Source organism: Bacillus sp. 22-7 (genome assembly GCF_010628845.1).
Lineage (GTDB): Bacteria > Bacillota > Bacilli > Bacillales > Cytobacillaceae > Cytobacillus > Cytobacillus firmus_B.
Genome location: NZ_NJQY01000043.1, coordinates 26,458 through 50,152, shown reverse-complemented (window position 1 = coordinate 50,152; position 23,695 = coordinate 26,458). Strand labels below are relative to the sequence as shown.

23 protein-coding genes are annotated in these 23,695 nt (G+C 42.4%); 8 read left to right on the top strand and 15 right to left on the bottom strand.

The window, feature by feature from the left end:
* Positions 1–71: 71 nt before the first annotated feature.
* The 4 genes from CE058_RS23620 to CE058_RS23605 form a co-directional block, all read right to left on the bottom strand.
* Positions 72–1,337 (bottom strand): L-lactate MFS transporter, encoded by a 1,266-nt coding sequence (locus CE058_RS23620; RefSeq protein WP_163145230.1) that lies wholly within the window; start codon positions 1,335–1,337, stop codon positions 72–74.
* A 123-nt stretch (positions 1,338–1,460) separates the two neighbouring features.
* The gene (locus tag CE058_RS23615) at positions 1,461–2,069 is read right to left on the bottom strand and encodes a TetR/AcrR family transcriptional regulator (protein WP_048011291.1); all 609 of its coding nucleotides are present in this window, start codon (positions 2,067–2,069) and stop codon (positions 1,461–1,463) included.
* A 13-nt stretch (positions 2,070–2,082) separates the two neighbouring features.
* Positions 2,083–2,508 carry a DUF5392 family protein gene (locus CE058_RS23610; protein ID WP_048011292.1) on the bottom strand — a complete coding sequence of 142 codons (426 nt, stop codon included), beginning with the start codon at positions 2,506–2,508 and terminating at the stop codon, positions 2,083–2,085.
* 14 nt (positions 2,509–2,522) lie between these two features.
* Positions 2,523–3,242 carry a GTP pyrophosphokinase gene (locus tag CE058_RS23605; protein WP_048011293.1) on the bottom strand — a complete coding sequence of 240 codons (720 nt, stop codon included), beginning with the start codon at positions 3,240–3,242 and terminating at the stop codon, positions 2,523–2,525.
* 395 nt (positions 3,243–3,637) lie between these two features.
* On the opposite strand from CE058_RS23605, the gene CE058_RS23600 reads away from it, so the two are divergent.
* Together CE058_RS23600 and CE058_RS23595 are read left to right on the top strand one after the other, a co-directional pair.
* Positions 3,638–4,033, top strand: coding sequence for a MarR family winged helix-turn-helix transcriptional regulator (locus CE058_RS23600; protein ID WP_163145229.1), 396 nt, complete (start codon positions 3,638–3,640; stop codon positions 4,031–4,033).
* Between the two features lies 1 nt (position 4,034).
* On the top strand, positions 4,035–5,228 hold the full coding sequence (locus CE058_RS23595) for an MFS transporter (protein WP_163145228.1): 1,194 nt from the start codon (positions 4,035–4,037) through the stop codon (positions 5,226–5,228).
* 65 nt (positions 5,229–5,293) lie between these two features.
* Here CE058_RS23595 and CE058_RS23590 read toward each other — a convergent pair whose 3' ends face one another.
* From CE058_RS23590 to CE058_RS23580, 3 genes are all read right to left on the bottom strand, one after another.
* On the bottom strand, positions 5,294–8,806 hold the full coding sequence (locus CE058_RS23590) for a S8 family serine peptidase (RefSeq protein ID WP_163145227.1): 3,513 nt from the start codon (positions 8,804–8,806) through the stop codon (positions 5,294–5,296).
* A gap of 281 nt (positions 8,807–9,087) precedes the next feature.
* Positions 9,088–9,555, bottom strand: coding sequence for a hypothetical protein (locus CE058_RS23585; RefSeq protein ID WP_163145226.1), 468 nt, complete (start codon positions 9,553–9,555; stop codon positions 9,088–9,090).
* Positions 9,556–9,596: 41 nt separating this feature from the next.
* Positions 9,597–10,304, bottom strand: coding sequence for a sulfite exporter TauE/SafE family protein (locus tag CE058_RS23580; RefSeq protein ID WP_163145225.1), 708 nt, complete (start codon positions 10,302–10,304; stop codon positions 9,597–9,599).
* 111 nt (positions 10,305–10,415) lie between these two features.
* Between CE058_RS23580 and CE058_RS23575 the strand changes: the two genes are divergently transcribed.
* The 4 genes from CE058_RS23575 to CE058_RS23560 all read left to right on the top strand — a co-directional run bounded on the left by CE058_RS23575 (position 10,416) and on the right by CE058_RS23560 (position 14,899).
* Positions 10,416–11,111, top strand: a complete 696-nt coding sequence (locus tag CE058_RS23575) for a response regulator transcription factor (RefSeq protein WP_163145224.1) — start codon at positions 10,416–10,418, stop codon at positions 11,109–11,111.
* Positions 11,104–12,108: a sensor histidine kinase gene (locus tag CE058_RS23570; RefSeq protein WP_163145223.1), complete on the top strand. Its 1,005-nt coding sequence runs from the start codon at positions 11,104–11,106 to the stop codon at positions 12,106–12,108. Before CE058_RS23575 ends, CE058_RS23570 begins: the two co-directional genes overlap by 8 nt.
* 99 nt (positions 12,109–12,207) lie before the next feature.
* The gene (locus CE058_RS23565) at positions 12,208–12,969 is read left to right on the top strand and encodes an ABC transporter ATP-binding protein (RefSeq protein ID WP_163145222.1); all 762 of its coding nucleotides are present in this window, start codon (positions 12,208–12,210) and stop codon (positions 12,967–12,969) included.
* Positions 12,959–14,899, top strand: coding sequence for an FtsX-like permease family protein (locus CE058_RS23560; RefSeq protein ID WP_163145221.1), 1,941 nt, complete (start codon positions 12,959–12,961; stop codon positions 14,897–14,899). Before CE058_RS23565 ends, CE058_RS23560 begins: the two co-directional genes overlap by 11 nt.
* Positions 14,900–15,183: 284 nt before the next feature.
* Here CE058_RS23560 and CE058_RS23555 read toward each other — a convergent pair whose 3' ends face one another.
* From CE058_RS23555 to nagB, 3 genes are read right to left on the bottom strand one after another with little or no spacing between them, the layout of a single operon-like run.
* Positions 15,184–15,366, bottom strand: a complete 183-nt coding sequence (locus CE058_RS23555) for an aspartyl-phosphate phosphatase Spo0E family protein (protein WP_286168155.1) — start codon at positions 15,364–15,366, stop codon at positions 15,184–15,186.
* A 4-nt stretch (positions 15,367–15,370) separates the two neighbouring features.
* Positions 15,371–16,108 carry an SIS domain-containing protein gene (locus CE058_RS23550; protein ID WP_163145220.1) on the bottom strand — a complete coding sequence of 246 codons (738 nt, stop codon included), beginning with the start codon at positions 16,106–16,108 and terminating at the stop codon, positions 15,371–15,373.
* A gap of 14 nt (positions 16,109–16,122) precedes the next feature.
* Entirely contained in the window at positions 16,123–16,860 is a 738-nt protein-coding gene (nagB, locus tag CE058_RS23545) for a glucosamine-6-phosphate deaminase (protein ID WP_204260574.1), read from the bottom strand.
* A gap of 274 nt (positions 16,861–17,134) precedes the next feature.
* On the opposite strand from nagB, the gene nagE reads away from it, so the two are divergent.
* The gene (gene nagE / locus CE058_RS23540; protein ID WP_163145218.1) at positions 17,135–18,511 is read left to right on the top strand and encodes an N-acetylglucosamine-specific PTS transporter subunit IIBC; all 1,377 of its coding nucleotides are present in this window, start codon (positions 17,135–17,137) and stop codon (positions 18,509–18,511) included.
* Positions 18,512–18,550: 39 nt separating this feature from the next.
* On the opposite strand, the gene chbG is transcribed toward nagE, so the two are convergent.
* The 5 genes from chbG to CE058_RS23515 form a co-directional block, all read right to left on the bottom strand.
* Complete coding sequence (gene chbG, locus CE058_RS23535; protein ID WP_163145217.1) at positions 18,551–19,252, bottom strand: chitin disaccharide deacetylase; 702 nt, start codon at positions 19,250–19,252, stop codon at positions 18,551–18,553.
* A gap of 63 nt (positions 19,253–19,315) precedes the next feature.
* Positions 19,316–20,638, bottom strand: coding sequence for a 6-phospho-beta-glucosidase (locus CE058_RS23530; protein WP_163145216.1), 1,323 nt, complete (start codon positions 20,636–20,638; stop codon positions 19,316–19,318).
* Positions 20,639–20,651: 13 nt separating this feature from the next.
* Positions 20,652–20,966, bottom strand: a complete 315-nt coding sequence (locus CE058_RS23525) for a PTS sugar transporter subunit IIA (protein WP_163145215.1) — start codon at positions 20,964–20,966, stop codon at positions 20,652–20,654.
* Positions 20,967–20,978: 12 nt separating this feature from the next.
* Positions 20,979–22,313: a PTS sugar transporter subunit IIC gene (locus tag CE058_RS23520; protein ID WP_163145214.1), complete on the bottom strand. Its 1,335-nt coding sequence runs from the start codon at positions 22,311–22,313 to the stop codon at positions 20,979–20,981.
* A 2-nt stretch (positions 22,314–22,315) separates the two neighbouring features.
* Positions 22,316–22,621, bottom strand: a complete 306-nt coding sequence (locus tag CE058_RS23515; RefSeq protein WP_163145213.1) for a PTS sugar transporter subunit IIB — start codon at positions 22,619–22,621, stop codon at positions 22,316–22,318.
* A gap of 287 nt (positions 22,622–22,908) precedes the next feature.
* On the opposite strand from CE058_RS23515, the gene CE058_RS23510 reads away from it, so the two are divergent.
* A complete protein-coding gene (locus CE058_RS23510; RefSeq protein ID WP_163145212.1) occupies positions 22,909–23,640 on the top strand; it encodes a GntR family transcriptional regulator in 732 nt (243 codons plus the stop codon).
* Positions 23,641–23,695 lie beyond the last annotated feature (55 nt).

The following is a 23,695-nucleotide window of genomic DNA, read 5'->3' as shown; positions in this document are numbered from 1 at the left end:
ACGTTCAAAAATTATATACTTAGCTTCTAATAAAGAACTCCTGCCAGCTGACCCGGCAGGAGCTTTTCTCTTTATTCAGTCACAAGCTGGCCGCTTGTTCTTTTTTCTTTCTTAGCCGTTCTGATTTTCTTGATGTCGCGCTTCATCAGCAGGGAAACAATGAAGCCGATGGCAACCATGGTGCCAAATACATAGAAGGTAATCGTATAGCTTTGCGTATTTTCATAGATGCTCGAGACAAGCATAGGTCCGACCACACCGGCGATCGACCACGATGTAAGCAGATAGCCATGAATCGCGCCAAGCTGTTTGGTTCCAAACAGGTCTCCGATAAAGGCCGGAAGCGATGCAAATCCGCCCCCATAGCATGAAACAATGATATAGAGGAAAACAGAAAAGACAAACGAGTTTGTGATGAATGGAAGAATGAAGAATGCAGCAACCTGGATCAGGAAGAAGGTCATATATGTATTTCCTCTTCCAAGATAATCGGATGCAGACGCCCAGCCAATTCTTCCGCCTCCATTAAAGAGGCCCATAATGCCTACAATGCTAGCTGCGGTGATGGCGCTGGCTCCAGTGATTTCCTGTGCCATTGGTGCGGCAACGGAGAGAATCATGATGCCTGCAGAAATATTGATGAACATCATAAACCAAAGCAGCCAGAAACGCTTCGTCTTAATTGCTTCATTGGCAGTCATCTGTGCCAGGTCCGCTTTTACCGGCCTCTCTTCCTTGTTCTCTTCCATTCCTTCAGGTGCCCATCCTTCAGGCGGCTTAGCGATGTAAAGCGCTCCCAAAATCATCAGTACAAAATAACTGATTCCAAGGATGTAGAAGGTTGTCGGAATTGATGTGGCAATCATTAATCTGCTGGCAATCGGGCTTGTAATGAGCGCCCCTGCACCGAAGCCCATAACTGCCATCCCTGTGGCAAGTCCCCTTCTGTCAGGAAACCATTTTACCAGTGTGGAGACAGGTGCAATATAGCCAAAGGCGAGACCCAGCCCCCCAATGACACCGAAGAAAATCAGGAATAGGATATAGTTCTCCAATTGAATGGCAAACCCGGATCCAATAATCCCAATTCCAAAGAAGACAGCAGCAATCATGGCTGACACTCTTGGCCCCCGCTTTTCTACAAACCGGCCAAAAAAGGCTGCCGCAATTCCCAGAATAAAAATGGCAATGGTAAATGCCAGTGAGACATCGGTCTTTTCCCAGCCTAGCGTTTCTTTCAATGGATTTTGATAAACGCTGTATGCATAGACCGAACCAATTGATAAATGAATGGCGACGGCTGAAAGGGCAATCAGCCATCTGTTCTTGTTCGTCATAAATAGCCCCTTTCCCTGAATATTGTTTTATTTATTCCCCTAATAAGGAATAAGCTCCATGCTATTTTTTACCTTCCCAAAAAAGCCTGTCTCTAATCCTTTTAGAGACAGGCTTTCTGAAAATCATTCTGATAAGAACCCTTTTTTCAGTAAATAGATTTCTTTTTTGTAATTATGGACAGCTTCGTCGAATGGCAGGTCCCCCGCAAATTTTTTAACGATATTATGAAACGTGACAGAAGAAATAATCTGCATCATATGAAAAAGCTCCTGCTCGTCCTCAATATTCAGCCGATCCTTATTAATCAGATTGCTGATTTTCTTAAAATTTTCATTCAGGTCATTTTCCCCGAAGCTTCTTGCCATAACATTTTCGATCCGGTGCGTCATATTAAGAAACAAATTCCTCAAAAACTGCAGATTTTCTTTTTCTTCTGTAATAATGGCTGTATAAAAATCAATCATCGCATCAAAAATATCACCATTATTTTTTTGGAGCGTTTCAAGAAAGTGCATCTTATAAGCAGACACATGGCTATTTAATAAGTAGAAAAACGCATCTTCTTTGTCGTCAAAATACTGGTAAAAGCTGCCACGCGGGATTTTGGCATCTTTTATGATATTGGATATGGATGCCTGATAAAGCGGGACGCGGGCAAATTCCTTTTTGGCCGCTAGAACTAAGTTTTCCCGTTTGTCTTCAGGCAAATTGAAAAAAGTAATTTTCGGCAAATTTTGTTCCTCCTTATTGCCAGTCTCTTTTTTCCTCCTTTAAGAATTGGATAAAATAAGGGACAGCCTTTCTGGGGTTCTCATTGATCAATGCTTGATATCTCGTTTTAATAGGGTCAGAAGCCCACTGGCTTTTAGAAATCCGTTCTTTCATGTACTGTAAGCTCAGTTTTTGAATTTCCAGCTGCTGATGCTTCCCTTCTTTAGAAAGTGCGAAACCGAGCGCACCAATAATCGCGTAAATCAGAATGGCTGCCGGCGATGTTTTCTCATCCTGAACTGTGAAAAACAAGGTCATGAGATTGATTAGTGACAGAATAATCAAGGGTGTAGACCAAAAAATATATCTGGAAGCTTTTTTCATGATGGGAGATACTATTTCTTCAAGCTGCTCAAGCTCCCTTTTTACGAAATTCGGCATATCTGTCCACACTTGCATATATTTCGTCTCCTTTAAGTTTTAATCCCTTTATGGCCCAGCAGAAATTGCAGGCTTTCGGGCGAAAAAGTCATGGCTTCATCATCATCCAGCTGTTTTAAAGCAATCATTTCATCATGGAGATTCTCCATTTTCCGATCGAGGCGTGAAGCTGTGTCAGCTGCCTCTTTCAGTTCTTTCACTATTCTTTGCGGAATTTCTTTATTGTACTTGTAGTAAATCTTGTGCTCGAGGCTCGCCCAGAAATCCATCGCAATCGTCCGTATTTGAATCTCCACAGGAACAAGCTCTTCCCTGTCAGACATAAAAATGGGGATCTGGACAATCAGATGAAGGCTTTGGTAGCCATTTGGCTTGGGATGCTGAATATAATCCCTGCATTCGAGCACGGTTATATCTTTCTGGCTTTCAAGCATATCTTTGATCTTATAGATATCGGAAACAAAGGAACAGGTAATGCGGACACCCGCAATATCTCTAATATTTTGCTTAACGGATTCTAAAGAAATCTCCAATTTTTTTCTTTGCAGCTTTTTAAATATACTTTCTGGAGATTTAATTCGTGATTTTACATGCTCAATCGGATTATAGTCATGCACATACTGAAATTCTTCTTTAAGGATATTTAATTTCGTGTTTATTTCTTCCAATGCGAACTTGTAGGACATCATAAAACGCACTAGATCTGTCCTTAGTTCTCTCAGTGTAATTTGCTCGGGTGTATTTGTGGCCATATGGACTCCTTTGAATTTTAACCTTATTTTTGGGTGGTTTAGTACTGGCTGGTTTTTTGCAGATTGCAGCATTTACTCCCTGTTCCCTCAATTTAGAAATTAGCAAATGAATGTCAGTCAATGCTTTCACCTCTATGTGACACTGTGTCATCCTTACAATTGAATTGTATATGACATCATGTCACACGTCAACTGAATATGACACAATGTCACAAATCTGCCTTCTTTTATTGAATGGAGAGCTGTCTTGCAAATAAAGATTTGGCCTGTTTACATGTCACCGATTAGAGAGGTATAATGGATAAATAATTAGTTACTCTAGATAACTATTACTCAAAGTAACCATTTAGGAGGTTATTAAGATCGAAACATTCCAGCGTTTTTTTCATCAGCTCGTGCTATTGTATCGCCCATTTGAAAATAGGCTGAATACTGAGTTAAGCAAGCATCAATTATACCGGGCTCAGTGGTCCATCATGTATTCCATGTATAATGATGGTTCCGTTACATTGGTAGAGCTTTCCCATTACCTTGGCGTTGAAAAACCAACGGTCACAAGGACGATTGCAAAATTGGAGGAAATGGGCTATTTAGAATCGGTTCCAACTAAAGACAAACGGGAAAAAAGAATGCAGCTGACTGGTGCAGGCAGAAAGGTTTATCAGGAAGTCCGCGCCACAATCGATGAATTCGAACAGGAAATTTTACAAGGAATTTCAGAGGAGGAACAGCTGGAAGGAATTCGTCTGATGAGCCTGATCCGCAAAAATTTAATGCAGGGAGAGTTATAAATTGAATTCGAAGCTTTGGACAAAGGATTTTATTATTGTTTCATCGGTTAATTTTTTCTTAACTTTGATTTTCTATCTGCTGATGGTGACCATCGCTGTTTTTGCAGTGGATTACTATAGTGCCACCACCAGCCAGGCCGGGCTTGTGACAGGCATTTTTATCATTGGAACGCTCATTGGCAGGCTATATATCGGGCGGTCCATTGATAAAATTGGACGCAAGAAAACACTATTTATCGGCTTGATCTTTTTTACACTGACGACTCTTTTGTATTTCGTGAACATTGGGATTGCTTTCCTGCTGATTACCAGGTTTATTCACGGCATTGCTTTAGGAGTGGCCAGCACCGCGACTGGAACCATCGCGGCACAAATTATTCCTGCAGCACGCAAGGGGGAAGGAATTGGCTACTTCAGCATGAGTACAACACTGGCGACGGCTGTTGGGCCATTTATTGGCTTGTTGATGATGCAAAAGGTTTCTTTCCAACTGATTTTTGCCTTCTGTCTGGCCATCGGCATCATTGCCCTGATAACATCCTTCTTTTTATATGTTCCTGCAATAGAAGCCTCTGGTGTGAAAAAGCAGGGCTTCCAAATTTCCAGCTTTATCGAGCCAAAAGCAGTCCCGATTGCATTCATCACACTGGCAATCGCATTCGGTTATTCCGGTGTCCTCTCTTTTATCAATTTTTATGCGATAGAAGTCGATTTAGTGAAGGCTGCGAGCTTTTTCTTTCTCATCTACTCGGCCGCTGTCCTGGTTTCGCGTCCATTTACCGGACGGCTGATGGATCTTAAAGGAGCAAATTATGTTATGTACCCCGCTTTTATCTTATTGGCGGCAGGCATGTTTGTCCTTAGCACAGCAAACAGCAGTTTCACCTTGCTTTTGGCTGGTGCGCTAATTGGGTTGGGCTTTGGGAACATGCAGTCCTGCACCCAGGCAGTGGCCGTCAAGCTGACACCCGCTCATCGGATGGGATTGGCGACGTCAACGTTCTTTATCTTTCTTGATGCAGGCTTGGGATTTGGCCCCTATTTGCTGGGATTCATTATTCCGATTACAGGCTATGGCAGATTATATGGTATGATGGCAATCTTTGTTTTATTATCAGCCATTTTATATTATTTCCTTCATGGGAAGAAGGAATCTGCGTCCCTAAAAAAATTGAACACATCTGTTTCAGCTTGAACCTAAGGCATTGAAAAATATTAAAAAGCCATGGACCTTTTTACCGTCCATGGCTTTTGATCGTTTTAGTTATGAAATACTGTAACCGTTTTAGGACTCGTGGTCACTTTAAAGCCCTGCTTACTTGATACATCCGCACTAATGGTGTAAGTCCCATTCGGAAGATCTGCGTCTGGAGTCCACTTCAAGTGAATTTCATGTTCGTTTTCAACATTGATTGTATCAACGGTTTTTCCTGCTTCATCTTTAATGTTCACTGTCCAGTTTACGCGGTTATTTGCAAATGCATTGATGCCGGCAGGGGTGTTTGCATTCACATTTTTATTAGGATAAACACTGAAGTAGCTCACTAGCATCCCCTCATCTATATAGGAAGGATCTCCCCATACAGCATAGCTCTGGTTTAATGCATGGTCAATTCCTAAAACTACTACGCTCTTCGGTTCTTCTTTTACAAGGGCAGAAGTTTTTCCAGGTTCGAGCGGCATATACTTCCCGTTATGCCAGATGATGGCACCATTATAGCCGCTTCCCCCTTCGTTATCTTCTGCCTTGAAGGAAATCTCATATTGGCCGTCCTTTGGCTGTACTTGAATATCCGAGACGATTGGTGAAACTGAATCTACGTGAACCGGAAGCCTTACTTCCTGGGGCTTGGCATCCTTGTAATCAAGTGTTGTCTTGATCACATATTGATAAGAGCCATCTTTAACGAAATTCCCGTTTTGATCCTTAACGTCCCATAAATAGCCGTTAATCATATAGTCACGGAAAGCCATGATATTTTTGCGGAACTTCCAAGGCTTGCCTGTAAATTCACTGAAGTCGCCTAAATAGTTGATCATGTCCCCTTTAACATTCTCCACGTACATTTCTGTCTTTTGTAAATTGCGGAGAGCTGTAAAAGTTGGGAAAACACCCGGCAAAACAGCATTAGGAGAAATCACAATGCGGTCCATATTAAAGGTTCCAGTATACGGGTCATATCCCATTGGGAATCGTGCGCCTTCATCGTTCCATAGGACTGTATATCCCAGGAAGGCATCTTTTTCCCATGCAGCCGGGTCTAGGTTTTGCGGCTTGTCCCATTGTCCAAAGTAGCCCATATATGGAATTGTCAGCGGCACAGCGGCATCACTGTTTTTTCCTGTTGGCACAAGACGGACATATCCTTCGACAAATGTTTCCTTTTTTAGACTATCCGGCAATTGAATCTGTACATCCAGACTTTTGTTTTGTCCCGGCTTAATTTTAAGTGTTTTTCCTTTTTCATCTGTCACTTTCTCACCATTTACGATGGCAGAAGCACCTGAAATCCGCTTGCTGGTCATTGTTAAATATTCCTTGGCATCCAACTTACCGTCGTTGTCCAGGTCAAACTCTTTTGTTTCTGCTTCGTCTGTTAAAACATCAACGTACACTTTATATTCCAAATCTTTCACATCTGCATCCCGAAGTGCTTCAACATTCAGTTTGAAGTGTGCTTTCTCATTAATCTCCTTAAGTGCAACTGCTCCTGCCTGTTCCAAAGGAGCGTTTTTATTTGTCACAAGTACAGGAGTTTTGATGGCATTTTGAATTTGCATTAATCCGGATCCCTGAACGCGTGGTGAGTAAGGGACTTGATTGCTAGAACGCGAATCCTGAATGATTTTCGACGTATTCATTAATGCGATCTTCGCTTTTAATGCCGTTTCTTTGGATTGCGGCAATCCTTTTTCATATAAAGCCTGCAGCAGCAAAGCTGATCCGCCTGCGACATGAGGCGCAGCCATGGACGTACCGCTCATAATTTCATAATCATTGCCGGGAACAGTGGAATAGATTCCTCCGCCCGGTGCTGATAGCTCAGGCTTGAAGTCAAGCGTGTGCGGCGTTCCAAAAGAAGAAAAGTCTGACATGTTATCTTTATCAGCATTATCGACCCAAACACCTTTGCTCATCTGCATTTTCACTGTTTGTCCCTTGGACAGCTGTGAAATTAAGGAATTCCCATCCTCTTTGCTGGTAGTAGCTGCAGGGGTTAAGTATGGACTAAAATACAAGAAAGGAAAATCCGCTTCATCATGAGGCGGTACAAGGATAACTGCCTTGGCACCATTTTTTCTGGCTTCCGATTGGACATAGGTATATAAACCATATTTTTGATTTGGTTTTGCTACGACTATTTTGCCTGCAACATCTTTCCCGGCAAAATCAGCTGTCTTCCCTTCCCCCACATATACCATTTCATAGCTTTCACCTGCTGTTAACACATTTGAGAGTTTGAGGTTAACATGGGTTTGATCCTGGTATGGAAGCTGCAAACCTTTTTCACCACTAAGTGCATTCATATGCAATTTAGTATTTTCATAGGATGCTACTGATAGCGCAAATGGACTGACAGAAGGTTCCCCGACTGTGCCGATATCCGGATTTTCTGCATAAGGTTTAGCAGAGGCCTCCATAATATTATTTTTTGTGCTGTAAGATGAATTGCCTCCAGCCACTACTACCAGGGTACCCTGCTCAGTTGCTTCCCGGATTGACTTTTGGATGGGGTCATTTTCTTCTCCAACAAAGCCGGCATCTGACCCAAGACTCATGTTAATGACATCTGCCCCCATAGTAACAGCGTGTTCAATTCCGGCAATAATATCATCTTCATAAGCTCCCCCGCCGTTATCGGAAAAGACTTTTTCAGCTAATAACTGGACACCGGGAGCAATCCCCTTGACCCCATCCTTTTCTTCATTGCCATTAGCACCTACTGTACCGGCGACATGCATGCCATGCGGGCTTCCATATTGTCCGCGGGGGATGACATCCGTATCCTCATCGGCCCAGTCATAGCCTGTCGGCACTTTGTCACTATACCAAACATCATTAATTGCCGTTTCAGAGAGTTTTGCCTGGATTCCTCCCTCAGACCATTTCTGCTGGTCTTTCCCTTCATCCGTCAATGTCATATCCCGGTGAGTATAATCCAATCCTGAGTCAACGACAGCAACAAGCAGCCCTTCTCCTTCATAGCCATGCCGCTCCCAGACTTTCTGTGCCTGTACTAATTCCTTGCTGGCACCCATGGATGGCTGGAATGTTCTCGCAATATGTACGTTGGTGACACCAGGAATATCCTGAATTTCTTTTACATTGCGAAACTCGGTTTCCAGACTGAACCCATTAAACCCTTCAAAAAAGCGATGCTTCACTTTCTTGAAGGATTTTTTCTTGGAAAGGGCTGAAATTACCTCGTCTTGTTTTGCTTTCATTTTACTTTTTTTGCTTTGTTTCGTTTTTTCAATATCAGCCGGCTGTTCGACTTCAACAATTACACGTAAAACTTCATTAGGCTCATATGGTTTCGTTAACCCTTTTTCTATAAGATCTTTATATCCCAGCTTGTCCACTGCATTTGCTTCAGCCTGGTATTGCTGGTCCAAAAATATTTTCTGCCCCTGTTTGACAATGTCCTCAACACTTGGAGCCTTAATCTCATCATCCTGAGCTCCTTGTGCCGAGACAGTTCCCCCGAATAGCATTGCTGCTGCCAATGCAGAAGCCAGCACCTTATAGGGTACCCCTTTTTTCACTTTCATTTCTCTCTCCCGCCCTTTCTTAATGAAAAGTCTATATTTTTTAACTTTTCACATAATTAATTGTAGGACCGGGGCTGAAAGATGTAAATTGGGGGAATTTTAAGGGAAACGTCTATTGAAATTCATAGCTTTGTATCTAAAACAAGGGATATCCTCGTGCAATGATAGTATAAAAGACTCTTTAATATCCTTGAAACTATTACGCAGTGGTAAAAAGGGCTCTTTGAATTACCCCAAATTGAAAGCCTTATTCCACTGTGCCATAATCTGCTCTTAACATATTAATATAGTTTTGAGCTCCTCATAGCTGAAAAAATGCCAAAAACCACTGCTATGATTTGCGATAAGAAAAAGGTAAAAACATTAAAATAAAGACTATTAGTGTATTGATTAAACCAGCCAAAACGGTAAATTCTTGATTCCGGGTTATCCGGTTTTCCTCCAAGAGCCGAGATCAGTTCATTTGTGTAATCATAAATTCCGACCATCAGCAAAGCACTGACAGCAAGCGAAAACAGCAAAATCCCTATAGCCATTTTGTTATTTTTCAATAGTAATGCTTTTGCCAGTTTAAAAGTATAAACCCAACTGGAAATAAAGACAGGTGTACAAAGAAATATGATGAGGATGCCTAAATTTCCATTGCCGGAAATCACATTGGGTTTTACCGTAAAAACATGTTCTATAAGGTAAAAACCAAAGAAGGAAAACAGGAAGCTTAAGCTCCAATAGACCTGTTTTTTACTCATCGCGTACACCGTTTTCGTGATATTTAAAGGAATTCTTTCAGTCATTCAATCAGCAGGTAAACTCCAGTGAAAATCAATATAATATATGTAAAAATCTTAAAAAAACGCTGATTGATTTTAACAAATAAAATTTGTCCCAGGTATAGACCCAGCAGCACCAGCGGCAAAGCATACAAGCTTGAAAGCCAAATTGTTTTATTGGTCCCTGCAAAGATAATCTGAATTACCAAACTGGCCGAGTAGATAAACAAGTAAAAAGCCAAAGTAGTTCCCCTAAGCCGCTCTTTTTCAGTATCCGTTCCTGAAAAATACAACAGAAGCGGAGGACCGGGCATGCCAATGCTGGTTGTCATGATTCCTGACAATCCGCCCACTGAATAATCCCTCCGGCTTGTTTCTTTCACACGGAAATTCGCCATCAAAAGGAGTGTTAAAAGCAAAATAATGAAACTGACAGCTATCTTCAGCCGGGAAATGTCCAAAAACAAAAAAATTCCAATACCGATAGGCAGCCCGGCTGCACTGCCAATTGCGAACCTTTTCAGAACTCCAAAGTCTGTATCCTTCGTGATTTTTGAAAATAAGGCAGCAGAAATGAATAAAGATAAAATCAAATTGATTTGAATGGCTTCTTTAGGTTCAAAAAGAAGCAGCAAAAACGGTGTGGCCAGGATTGAGAAGCCAAATCCCGTGCTTGTCTGTAAAATGGATGCAATCAAAATAATAAGGATGTAGATAAAGATTTCCATGCAAAAAACCTGCTTTTTACCTTATTTTAACACAGCCCCGAAACATTCTGGCAGACTTTGGTCTTTTCCTATACAATAATGGAAGGAATATGCAAAAGTGTGGTGAGCAAATTGTTTAAAGTGCTTTTAATTGAGGATGATGCCTCCCTTTTTACTGAAATCAAAGACCGGCTTTCCCAGTGGTCTTATGAAGTTCATGGAATTCAGGATTTCAGTGATGTTATGAAGGAGTTTGCCGGCATTCAGCCAGATTTGGTCATTATTGATATCCAGCTTCCTAAGTTCGACGGGTTTCATTGGTGCCGGATGATCCGTTCACATTCGAATGTGCCGATCATTTTCCTGTCATCACGCGATCACCCCACAGATATGGTCATGTCCATGCAGCTTGGCGCTGACGATTTTGTCCAAAAACCCTTTCACTTCGAAGTCCTGATTGCCAAAATACAGGCAATCCTCAGGCGTGTCTATAACTATAGTGCCGTTCAGAATAATCTCAAGACCTGGTGCGGTGCGGCGGTTGATTTCGAAAAGAATACCGTTTCAAATGAGAGTGGTTCTATAGAATTAACGAAAAATGAAATCTACATATTAAAGCTTCTGATAGAAAGAAAAAATCAAATAGTCAGCAGGGATGAGATCATTAATAGCCTATGGGATGACAAACGGTTCATTAGTGACAATACTCTGACGGTCAATGTTAACAGACTGCGGAAAAAGCTTGATGAACTTGGGCTTGGCGCAAGGATTGAAACAAAGGTCGGCCAGGGATATATAGCAATTGAAGAGGATGCCTCGCATGTTTAGGAAATATATCAGGGAACGGTTAAGCTGGATCCTGCTGTTTGGTTTCCTTCAGGTGCTTGCTGCCTTTGTAGTATATATCGATTCAGCCCTATCCCTTAAACCCTTCCTTTATTACGTCTTTTTATCTTCAATCATTTTTACTGGATTCTTTTTAATTCGTTATCAAAAGGAAACAAAGTTTTACAAAGAAATAGCTGAGCGGGAAGATAATTTAGATCTGTCGAGCATACCGGAATCTGAAAGTCCTTTTGAAAAAATAATAGAGTCAGGCCTGGTCAGCCAAACCGAGCGGTTTAAACAGGAGTACACCCGGAACTGGACACAGCTCGAGCAGGAAAAAGATGAATTGCTCTCCTGGATTCATGAAGTCAAGACACCCTTGACGGCCATGCATCTTATGATTGACCGGATCGAGGATCAAAATCTTAAATCTGCCCTTACATATGAATGGCTGCGCATCCACCTTCTTCTTGATCAGCAGCTGCATCAAAAGCGAATTCCTTCGATGGAAAATGACTTGTATATTGAAATGATTCATCTCGAAGATATACTGTTCAGTGAAATCAAATCTCTGCAGTCCTGGTGCATGCAAAAAGGCATTGGCTTTGAAATGGAAATGGAAGAAACAGAAGCTTTGAGCGATGCCAAATGGTTCAGCTTTATCATACGCCAGCTTTTAACTAATGCTGTGAAATATAGTGAGGAATCTGACATTTTGATTTCAAGCTCCACACATGACGGTAAAATATCCTTAAGGATTCAAGATTTTGGCAGAGGAATTGATCATAGAGATCTGCCGCGGATTTTTGAGAAGGGGTTCACATCTACTGGAAATCATCATGAAAACGCAGCAACAGGCATGGGGTTGTATTTAGCCAAAAAAGCCGCAGACCAGCTAAAAATAAAAATCCTTGTGGAGTCTGTTTTAGGCAAAGGCACCATCATGACCCTTGTCTTCCCTACCAGAAATGATTTCGTCAGCATAACAGGCATGTGACAAAAATGTCACATGCTTTTGCTGTTTGTTCGTCCAATCGAAGGATTTACATAGACGTACCCTTCTATAATTAAGCTATAAAAGAAAGGATGGTAACACATGACTGTACTTGAAGCCAAAAAGATTCATAAAAGCTACGGCAATAAATTTAATAGGCAGGAAGTATTAAAAGGAATTGATATGAAAATTGAAACGGGTGAATTTGTAAGCATTATGGGCGCTTCCGGTTCAGGGAAGACCACACTTCTCAATGTGCTCTCGTCTATTGACAGTGTAAGCGGCGGGCAAATCAACATTGAAGGAAAGGAAATGACAAGACTGAAGGAAAAACAGCTCGCTGAGTTCCGCAAGAGGCATCTCGGATTTATTTTTCAGGAATATAATCTCCTGGATACATTGACAGTGAAGGAAAATATCCTTCTTCCGCTTTCCATCAGCAAAACACCAAAAAAAGAGGCAGATGAGAAGTTTGCAGCTGTTGCGGCTGAGCTTGGGATTTTAGAATTAAAAGATAAATATCCGAACGAAATTTCCGGCGGGCAAAAGCAGCGCACTTCTGCAGCTCGTGCGTTTATTCATGAGCCAAGCATTATTTTCGCTGACGAGCCGACAGGTGCGCTGGATTCGAAGTCAGCCTCAGACTTGTTAAATAAGTTAAGTGATTTAAATCAGAAAAGGAAAGCAACCATCATCATGGTTACCCATGATCCTGTGGCGGCAAGCTTCTGCAGCCGGGTTATTTTCATCAAGGATGGCCAGGTTTATACGCAGCTGAATAAAGGTGATCAATCAAGACAGGCTTTTTTCAATGATATTATGAAGACACAAGGCGTTTTGGGCGGTGTGCAGCATGGGCATTAATACCATCATCCTCCGAAATCTGAAAAAGAACCTGAAACATTATTATCTCTATGTTTTCGCGCTCATTTTCAGTGTCGCGCTCTATTTTGCCTTTGTCACCCTGCAATATGATCCCTCCATGTCTGAAGCAAAGGGTTCGATTAAAGGCGCGGCTGCCATCAAAACGGCCTCCATTCTGCTCGTTGCGATTGTTTCAATCTTTCTTCTGTACGCCAACACGATTTTTATCAAAAGGCGAAGCAAGGAAATCGGGCTGTTTCAGCTGATTGGAATGACCAAGAATGAGATTTTCAGATTGCTTAGCCTGGAAAATCTTATGCTGTATTTTGGGTCCTTGATCATTGGGATCTTTGTTGGCTTTTCGGTTTCAAAGTTAATACTGATGGTCCTTTTTAAATTGACAGGTGTTGAAGGAATTGCTTCCTTGCACTTTTCAAGTGAGGCGCTTTTGCAGACTGTCATCGTCTTTACGGTTATTTATATTTTTATCATGCTGATGAATTTTGTTTTTATCAAAAGGCAAACCATTCTATCTTTATTCAGGGTGGTTTCGAATGCAGAAGGAAAAGTCAAAAAGCTGTCCATTTTGGAAATGATCCTGGGGGTGCTTGGTTTAGCCCTGATCATAACCGGCTATTATATCTCTTCCCTCTTATTTGGCGGGGATTTCACATCCATGAACGAGCTGTTCCTCGCGATGGTGGTCATCCTTGCTTCTGTTATCATTGGAACCTACCTTTTCTACAAAGGATCAGTAAGCTTCATCGCCAGCCTGATCCGCAAAAGGAAAGATGGATACCTGAATGTTAATGAAGTTCTTTCATTGTCCTCCATCATGTTCCGCATGAAGTCGAGTGCCCTGCTTTTAACGATCATTACAACTGTGTCCGCCCTTGCGATCGGGCTGCTGTCATTAAGCTATATTTCCTACTACTCAGCGGAAAAATCAGCCCAGGACAGTCTTCCTTCCCACTTTTCATTCACAAGCCGGGAGGATGCAGATAAGTTTGCGGATAGGCTTGAAGAAAATGGATTAGACTATAAGGATCAAACCATTGAAGTATTACAGGTGGAAGCCGATATGAAGGACATCCTGGATGTTAATCTGGACGAAATGGGTTTTGATTCGCCAAACATGCACCTGCCTGTTGTAAGCGAAAAGTCCATTTCCGGCGTGGAGCTTTCTCCGAAAGAAACTGTTCTGACAGGATATAACGATGCACTGGAGAAGTTCATGACGCTCAAGGACTCAGGAAAGCTTGAGTTCAAAGGAAAAACAAAAGCCATTGAACAAAAATATTTAGGATTGAATAAAGACTTTGTCATTCCGTTTTATTTTACATCTGGCGGACTGCCAGTGGCCATTGTGGATGAAAAGGTATATGGCGAGCTGAAAGCTGACCTTGATCCAGAGATCCAGCTGGTGCATTCACTTTTCATCGGTGTGGATATGAAAAAGGACAGCGATGTCGAAAAAGCGAATGCACTTTTTAAGGATATGGAATTCAGCGTAGGTGCCGAGTCCCAGATGGAAATGAGCAAAAGGCAGAAAATGAATATGGGGCTTGTTATGTTTATTGTCGGTTTTCTTGGCTTGACCTTCCTGGTCACTTCGGGCTGCATCCTTTATTTCAAGCAAATGGATCAGAGTGAGGATGAAAAGCCAAATTACACAATCCTGCGGAAACTAGGTTTTACACAGGGAGACCTGCTGCGTGGAATACGATCCAAAATGGCATTCAACTTTGGAATTCCGCTGGTGGTCGGCCTTATCCACAGCTATTTTGCTGTAAAATCCGGATGGTTCTTCTTCGGCAGCGAGCTTTGGATGCCGATGATCCTGGTAATGGCGCTTTACACCGTTCTTTATTCGATTTTCGGAATTTTGTCTGTGATCTATTCGAAAAAAGTGATAAAAGATGCACTATAGGACGGAAAAACCGCTCAGGTATGATGGCCTGAGCGGTTTTTATGTGTTGGAATTTGGCTTCGTTATCGATTGGCAGAGGCTATTTGCGGGTTTTCTGCGTCTATTTGCAAGTTTTCCTCGTTTATTTGCAAATTACAGCATTTAGTTGCAAATTGGTCTCTACTTGTTTTTAGAATTTCATTTTATTTGCAGTCTTCCCATTCTATTTGCAAGTTTGCCATTCTATTTGCAGGTTTGCCCAGGCTGTTTGCAAATTATCTTATTTATTTGCAATTTCTTCATACCTATTTGCAAATAACCTCATAAGGGTCCAATTTTTTAGCCTCTCGTTTCAATCGCTGTGATTCAACAATTAACTTATCCAGTTCCTGGCTTAATTTCAAAGTATCTACATCAGTTAGCCCCTTAGAATATATGCTTTCAATCATTGCCTGCCTGGTCAGTTCAATCGCCTTTGTTAAATCCATTCCGTTATCCTTCCAGAAGCGGAATTCGGGATTTATATCTTTTCACCAGCTCTCGGTTATGCTGATCTGCTCCATCTACATTTCCACTTTTAAAAATAGGCGGTTCGAACCCGCTTTCAATCATCACTTCAACTGCTTCCACCATCAGGCTGTTTACAATCGCAAAGCCAATAATAGAGGATGCGGAGCCGAAACTAATGCCCATTGATGAATGCTGCATCAATGCGTCTCCTGGCTCGATATGGTTGTCAATCGCCAGGTCCACTGATGAAAACAGATACTTTCCGTGTTTATGGCGGGAGAATTGAGTTTCAGCATAGCGCGGGGAAGTAATTCCTATCACGAATGCCCCGCTGGCTTTTGAAATTTCAGCTACATCCACCGGTACTGGATTCCGGCCTGAAGTGGATGCCACAATCACAACATCATTCGGACGGATATCAGCATTCTCCATAAATCCCCCGGCATAATCATTTTCCTTTTCCAAGGAAGAAGAACGGACTGCACCCTTATGCAGCATTAAGTCCTCAACGAAAATAGGTTTAATGGGGGCAAGACCCCCTGCACGGTAAAACAGCTCTTCTCCGAGCATATGAGAATGCCCGCAGCCAAACACATGAATAATTCCATCGTTTAGGATACATTCAGCCACTGCACGGGCTGCTTTCTTCAGTTTTTGTCCCTCTTCTTTTTCCACAAGGGACAATAAATCTTTTATGTCATTCAGATAATTCTCCAGCATACTTCCTACCCCATTTATACCCTGACTTTGGATGCGCTTAGTGCTGCTTCATCTGCAATCACTTTTACATTCGGATGATTCCTTAATACAGATGCAGGAAACTGCTCATTAAGTCCATTTCCAAGAAGCTGCCCAATCGCATCGGCTTTAGCTCCACCTGAAGCAAGCAGGAGGATCTCCCTGCTCTGCATAATCGTATCGATTCCCATGGTAATGGCTTGGGTCGGCACCTCTTCGATCGTATTAAAAAACCTTGCATTGGCTTTAATAGTGGAATCTGCTAAATCAACAATATGAGTTTTAGATGAAAACGGCGTGCCTGGCTCATTAAAGCCAATGTGCCCATTATTGCCGATGCCCAAAATTTGCAGATCAATGCCGCCATGGTTTTTAAGCTTACTTTCATAATTTCGGCATTCTGCTTCCATATCCTCGGCCGTACCGCTTGGGACAAAAGTGTTTTTCTTAAGAATATCGAGATGGTTAAACAATTGAGAATCCATAAAATATCGATAGCTTTGCGGGTTTTCTCCAGAAAGGCCGATATACTCATCCAAATTAAAGGTTGTCACCTTTTTATATGATGTTCCGTTATCCCGGTGATCTTCAATCAAACGTTTATATGTTCCCACAGGTGTACTCCCAGTTGCCAATCCGAGTGAAGCTTCAGGAAATTGGCATACCTTCCTGGTGATGTATTCTGCTGCGGTTTTACTCATTTCTTCATAGTTGTTTACTTTAATAATCTCCATCATGAGTTCCTCCCTGCAATAAGCTGATTAAGTATATATTTGCACTAAAGAAGGCAAAATATTGGAATAAAATAAACCCATTTATACTTCATATCGTAACACCTTAAAGTATAGTTGTCTATACCAATTAAGTCGCTGAGAAACCTAAATTTAAAAAGTATATAAATTTTTTCTTTTAAAAATGGTATAGACAACTATATTTATATTTTGGTATGATTACGACAGTTTAGTAAAACGCTTTCTTATTCATTATTTTTATTAAGGAGAGATCAATATGTTAGGATTTCTACAGAGAATTGGTAAGGCATTAATGCTTCCGATTGCCGTCCTGCCTGCCGCTGGTCTATTGCTCCGCTTTGGACAGGATGATTTATTGGGTATTCCGTTCATCGCGAATGCCGGCAATGCTATTTTCGCGAACCTGGCACTTATTTTTGCCATTGGGGTTGCGATGGGATTTGCGAAGGATAATAACGGGGCTGCTGCCCTTTCCGGCGCCATCGGTTTTCTGGTGCTGACCGAGGGTGCAATTGCCATCGATGAAAATATAAATATGGGAGTACTGGGCGGAATTATTGCTGGTATTATTGCTGGTTTATTGTATAACCGCTTCCATGATATTAAGCTTCCGGACTGGCTCGGATTCTTTAGCGGACGACGCTTCGTTCCGATTATCACTTCCGTCACTATGATTCTTCTGGCTGCAATTGCTGGTTTTGCCTGGCCTCCTATCCAGGGCGCAATCGATGCACTGGGCAATTGGATTATTGGTCTTGGCGCTTTAGGTTCAGGACTATTCGGCTTTATGAACCGTCTTTTAATACCTTTGGGTCTGCACCATGTATTGAACAGTTTATTCTGGTTCCAGTTCGGCGAATTTGAAGGAGTTAATGGAGATATTGCCCGCTTCTTTGCAGGAGATCCCTCAGCAGGAGCTTACATGACTGGATTCTTCCCTGTGATGATGTTCGGTCTGCCGGCTGCAGCTTTTGCGATCATTGCAACTGCTAAGCCTGAAAAAAGAAAAGCGGTATCCGGAATGTTCATCGGTCTTGCGCTGACTTCATTCCTGACTGGTATTACAGAGCCGATCGAGTTCTCCTTTATGTTCATCGCACCTCTTTTATATGGAGTGCATGCCATCTTAACCGGGGTTTCCATGTGGGTAACATCCTTACTGGGCATACGAGATGGCTTCACATTCTCAGCAGGAGCACTCGATTTTGCACTGAACTTTAATATCGCTGAAAAGCCGCTGCTGCTGTTGGGAATTGGCGTCATCTACGCTATTCTGTACTTCGTTATCTTCTATGCACTAATTAAAGCATTAGACCTGAAAACGCCAGGGCGTGAAGAGGACGAAGATATCGTGGAAGATGAAGATGAACCAGTCTCAACGGGCAACAGCAAGTATGAAGTTATGGCAAGCCATTTTATTAAAGATATTGGAGGTGCTGACAACATTACTTCTATTGATAACTGTGCGACACGCCTGCGCTTAAACATTGCGGATATGGAAAAAGTGAAGGAAAGCGCACTGAAGGCACATGGTGCTAAAGGAATCATGAAATTAAGCAAAACGAACCTGCAGATCATTGTTGGAACAGACGTTGAGTTTGTTGCAGATGAGATGAAGAAAATAAAGAAGTAATTGACTAAAAAACAGTGTCCCGAGACGGACACTGTTTTTTTAATATATCAGTTTTATATTAGACGGAAGTTTTGCAGAGCATAGTATTCTGAGTTCCTTTAAGCGCATTAAATTATAAGAAGACCCCTCCATAAGCAATTGATCTGCAAATGCCGGATGGCACATGACTTCCACTGTTTCCCCGTCTTCAGCCTTTTCTGCCAGCGTGCTGAAATAGTCTTCCTGAATGCCATCTCCGTAAAAATCGAATAAGCACCTGTCCGTATGGCTTTTGACCCCTTCAAGCGCAAAATTGCCATTGACTCTGAAGGGGAGACCGTATTTATTGGACAGGCTCTGAACTACTGGGAGAAACTCTTCGCGTGTATGAACGTGATGATGGCTATCCAAATGGGAAGGCGTAAGACCAGCCCCGATAAAACGGTCAATTTGTGCAGACCACTCCAGTTCCAATTCTTCAAGAGAGATTCCCTCTAAATCCCCCTGAGATCTAAAGTACCCTTCTTTATTAGTTAAGGTCACTAAATCTGTTAATAACGGCTTCCCGCTTGTGAGGACTAAATGAACGCCAGTTCGTAACCCCGGATATTGTTTAGTCATAGCCAGGGCCTGCCTGGTTCCGGCCATATTCATCATCATGGTGGCGGAATTGACAATTCCATATAAATAGCTGTGCAAAATTCCATAATTCACGCCGGGACTATATCCAAAATCATCTGCATTGACGATGAGTTTTATCATATTTAGAGGCCTCCGGTTAAATAGATGCAAGGCAGCCTGAAAATAATGCTGCCCTGCAAAATTTTATTGAAATTGCGGCAAATAGCAACGATGGGCTTCGAGCATTTCATCAAGTATTTTTTTCGCTATTTTGTCGGAACTCACCAGCGGATTTATTGTCAGTGCCAGCAGAGCAGTATTATAATCACCAGTCAAGGCCGCTTCTATGGTCACCCTTTCAAAGGATTTAATAGATTGAACCAGTCCCCTGACTGAAACTGGAAGTTCTCCGATCGCTAACGGCTTTGGCCCATCCTTCGTTATAATGCAGCTGACTTCCACGGCTGAATCTGACGGAAGGCCTGCAATAGCACCATTATTCCGGGTGTTAACCGGCTGTATATCCCTTTTATCTGTATATATCGAATGAATGAGTCTGCATGCCGCATCACTATAATAAGCGCCTCCCCTTTTTTCAAGCTGGGAAGGCTTTTCAGCAAGATCTGGATTCTGATATAACTGAAACAGCTCATCCTCCAGCATTTTAACCACTTCAGCCCGTGTACCGCCTTCTGAAGCTGCTTTAATTTCTTCTTCCACCATTTCACGGGTCTTATAGTAGTAATTATGGTAAGGACAAGGAAGCACATTTAATGCCTGCAGGAATTCCGGTTCCCATCCCATCGCATGGATGTTCTTCATTGTGATTGATTTTTCTTTGTCTGTAAGCTTTTTCAGCAGCTCTTCCTTGACGCTCACTCCATCGACATAGACATCAAGTCCATAGACAAGGTGATTGAGTCCGGCAAAATCAATCCTTACTCTGCTGTGGTCCACATTCATTAACTGTGCTGCCCCCATCTCCATTCCAATCGGCACATTGCATAAACCAACCACTTTTTTGATGCTGCTGTATCGCAGGACTGCTTCTGTAATTATCCCTGCTGGATTGGTAAAATTGATGAGCCATGCATTTGGACACAACTCTTCCATTTCACGGCAGATCTCCATAATGACTGGAATGGTTCGGAGGGCCTTGAAAAACCCCCCCGGTCCATTGGTTTCCTGGCCCAGCACTCCATATTTCAGCGGAATTCTCTCGTCCTTCGCTCTTGCAGCCAAAAGTCCTACACGGAATTGGGTTGTAACAAAGTCGGCACCCTTAAGCGCTTTTTTCCTATCCAATGTAAGCTGAATCTCTATGGGAACACCGGCTTTTTCAACCATCCGTTTCGCTAATTGCCCTACAATCTCGAGCTTATTTCGTCCTTCCTCCACATCCACAAGCCAAATTTCTCTGACAGGCAATTCCTGATGTCTTTTGATAAATCCTTCAATTAATTCAGGTGTATAGCTTGAACCTCCGCCGATCACGGCAATCTTTATACTATCTGGTTGCTGTGCCATTCTGTTACCTCTCTTAGTCTAGTTTCTTGTATAGGTCGATGAATTCCTGTGCCATGTCTTTGACAGTGAGTGCATTCATCAAATGATCCTGGGCATGGACAAGAATGATGGGCAGATCGAATTGAGCTCCGGAAGCTTCGCCCTGAATTAACTCCGTTTGATGTCTGTGTGCCAGCACAAATTCCTCCTCGGCTTCCCGGATTTTAGCTTCCGCCGCATCGAACTTGCCTGCCTTTGCTTCCCGGATGGATTCCATAGCGAGACTTCTGGCATTCCCGCTGTGCAAAATAAGCTGAAATGAAATTTGATAAAGCTTTTCTTTATCCATTCTTTAACCCGCCTAACCTTGAATTGTTGGTGTTTGTTCCGGCTGCATCTGCTTCAGTTTCTTTTCATCCATTTTCCCTGTTATATAGACAAATGGCAGGTAAATGACAATGGAAATGGCTAAATTCACAAGTGCCAGCACTGCACCGGAGATATGTCCTCCTGTTGCAAGATAGCCGCCAATTCCTGCAGGCGTCACCCAAGGGATGCTTGCCACAACCACTGGATAAACAAGGCCCCATTTAATAGCCAGATACGCTACTGCCGTCATGATGACTGGTGCTGAAATAAACGGAATCAGCCAGATTGGATTTAACACAATTGGAAGCCCGAATAATAATGGTTCATTGATTTGAAAAATACCAGGCGGCGTTCCTAATGCAAGCAGCTGCTTATGCCGCTTACGTCCTGCAATAAACATGGAAATGATAAGTCCGAGAGTTGCTCCTGAGCCGCCCAGATATACGAAGGCATCCAGAAATGGCCCTGCGAGAATGGCATACTTATCAAGATCCGTCACTCCCTGAGCATATAAATCTGTATTTTTGGTTCCAAGAGATGTAAATAAAGGCGTTGTAACACCCCCAAGAATATTTGGTCCATGAAGGCCAACCGACCAAAAACCATGTACCAGAAAGACTATTAGGATCGCAAATGGCAGTGAATCGGCAGCATTTGTCAAAGGTGCTACAAGGGTTGTATTCAGCCAGTCATTCAAAAATTCACCATTTGTCATTTTTCTGAACAGAAGGCCTGCCACTCCAAATAGGAAAATCGTCAGCATGCCCGGCACCAGTTTGGCAAAAGCCCCTGCAACGGCTGGTGGAACTCCGTCCGGCAGTTTGATAATGAAGGCTTTTATCCTGGTCAGACGGATAAATAATTCGGTCGCAAGAAGTGCCACTACAATTCCTGTAAATAAAGCCGTTGCATTAAAGTATCCATAGCCAATGAAGCCCCAGGCACCTTCCGTATCCGGCACCTGGCCTACCTGAGGGATTAAGAGGAAGAAGCAGGCTGCGGCAACCAGCATCGCCTCGAATCCATCATCCCCATACGATTTGGCAAGCCTGTGGGATATGCCAAATACAGCGAATATGGTTAAGAAGGCAAAGGTGCCCCACCAGATATCTCCGCCAAGTGTTTTCCAGGATTCGCCGAAAATACTTTCCATGAGTCTGCCGTACGGCTTAATGATTTCCCCCAAATTATTAAATAGAACAGCAAACGATCCCACCATTGTGATGGCGATCATCCCGATCAAGGCATCCCGGATAGCAAGCAAATGCCTGTTATTGCCGAATTTCACAGCATAAGGCATGATATATTTCTCAATAAACGTCATCATCACTATTCACCCTTTATCAATGAGATAGCCTGCTTTAATACTTCCTCGCCATTACATAAGCCATAATGCATCGGGTTTATGGGAGCTACCGGAATTCTGCCTCCTGCCTCCTTCTTTAATTGCTCGGTCATAAACCGAATCTGCGGTCCCAGCAGCAGGACATCTGCCGAATCAATATGGCTTCGAACCTCCCCGTTGCCAACAGCCCAGATTTTACAGTCGATCCCCTGGTTTTCAGCGCTAGCTTTCATCTTTGTCACCAGGAGACTTGTAGACATTCCAGCCGAACAGCACAACAAAATATTCATGATTACCCCCCTTTTTTTCTCTGTAAGCGATCTCAAAAAAATAAAATAATTGCTTAACTTAATAGTACCGTCAATAAAACAGATTATTCAGTCAATTTAATTCAAAGATATTTCTTTTTTGAAGTCATCACCTCCTTTTAATACCTTATGCTTGAAACTAATTGTAATTACAAATATTCTATTTTTCAATACATTTTTAAAATTTGTTATTACAAATTATTTTATAATTGATATGACAATATATTCTATGGAATAATAGATAGAAGAACAGAGTAGGAGGAACGGGAATGAAAGACGGTTTTGCCGAGGAAAGCGCCCTGCACTTAAAGGTTAAAGAAAGCATTCTTGAACTTATCAGAAACGGTGAATACAAACCGGATACCAAATTGCCGACAGAAGCGGAGTTTTGTGAAAAATACGGAGTCAGCCGGACGACTATTAGAACAGCACTCCAGCAGCTGAGCATAGAAGGCCATATTTATCGCCAGCAAGGCAGAGGCACATTTGTATCAAGCAATAAAGTGAAGCAGCGCCTGACCTCTACAGTGGAAAACTTTTCAAAGCAAATGGCGATGCAGGGAAAGAACCCGCTCATAAAAGTCATAAACCTGGAAGTCATCCCTGCCGACTCCTTCTTAGCAGAAGTCTTTGACCTGTCAGAAGGCGACCCGGTTAATGTTCTCGAACGAATCAGGTTTGCTGATGAAGAGCCCCTTCAATATGAAAAAGCCTTCCTGCCATGGAAAAAGACCCCCAGCTTGAACCGGGAGGCCTGTGAAAAATCCTTATACCATTTGCTGCAGAATCAATACAGATTAAAAATCCAAAAGACAGTGGAGCATTTAGAAATAGGGTTCCCTGAAGAAGAAATTAGTGAACTGCTAAACATCAAACCTGAAACACCGTGTTTCTCGCTTGAGACCTATGCCCATATTGAAGACGGAAGCTTAATCGAGTATTCCAAAACGATGTTCCGCGGGGATTATGCTCATTTCATTATTGAACGGAATTATGAATAATAAATGGACTGAAGATGCAAGCCGATTCGATTAGGACCGCCAAACATTATGCTGC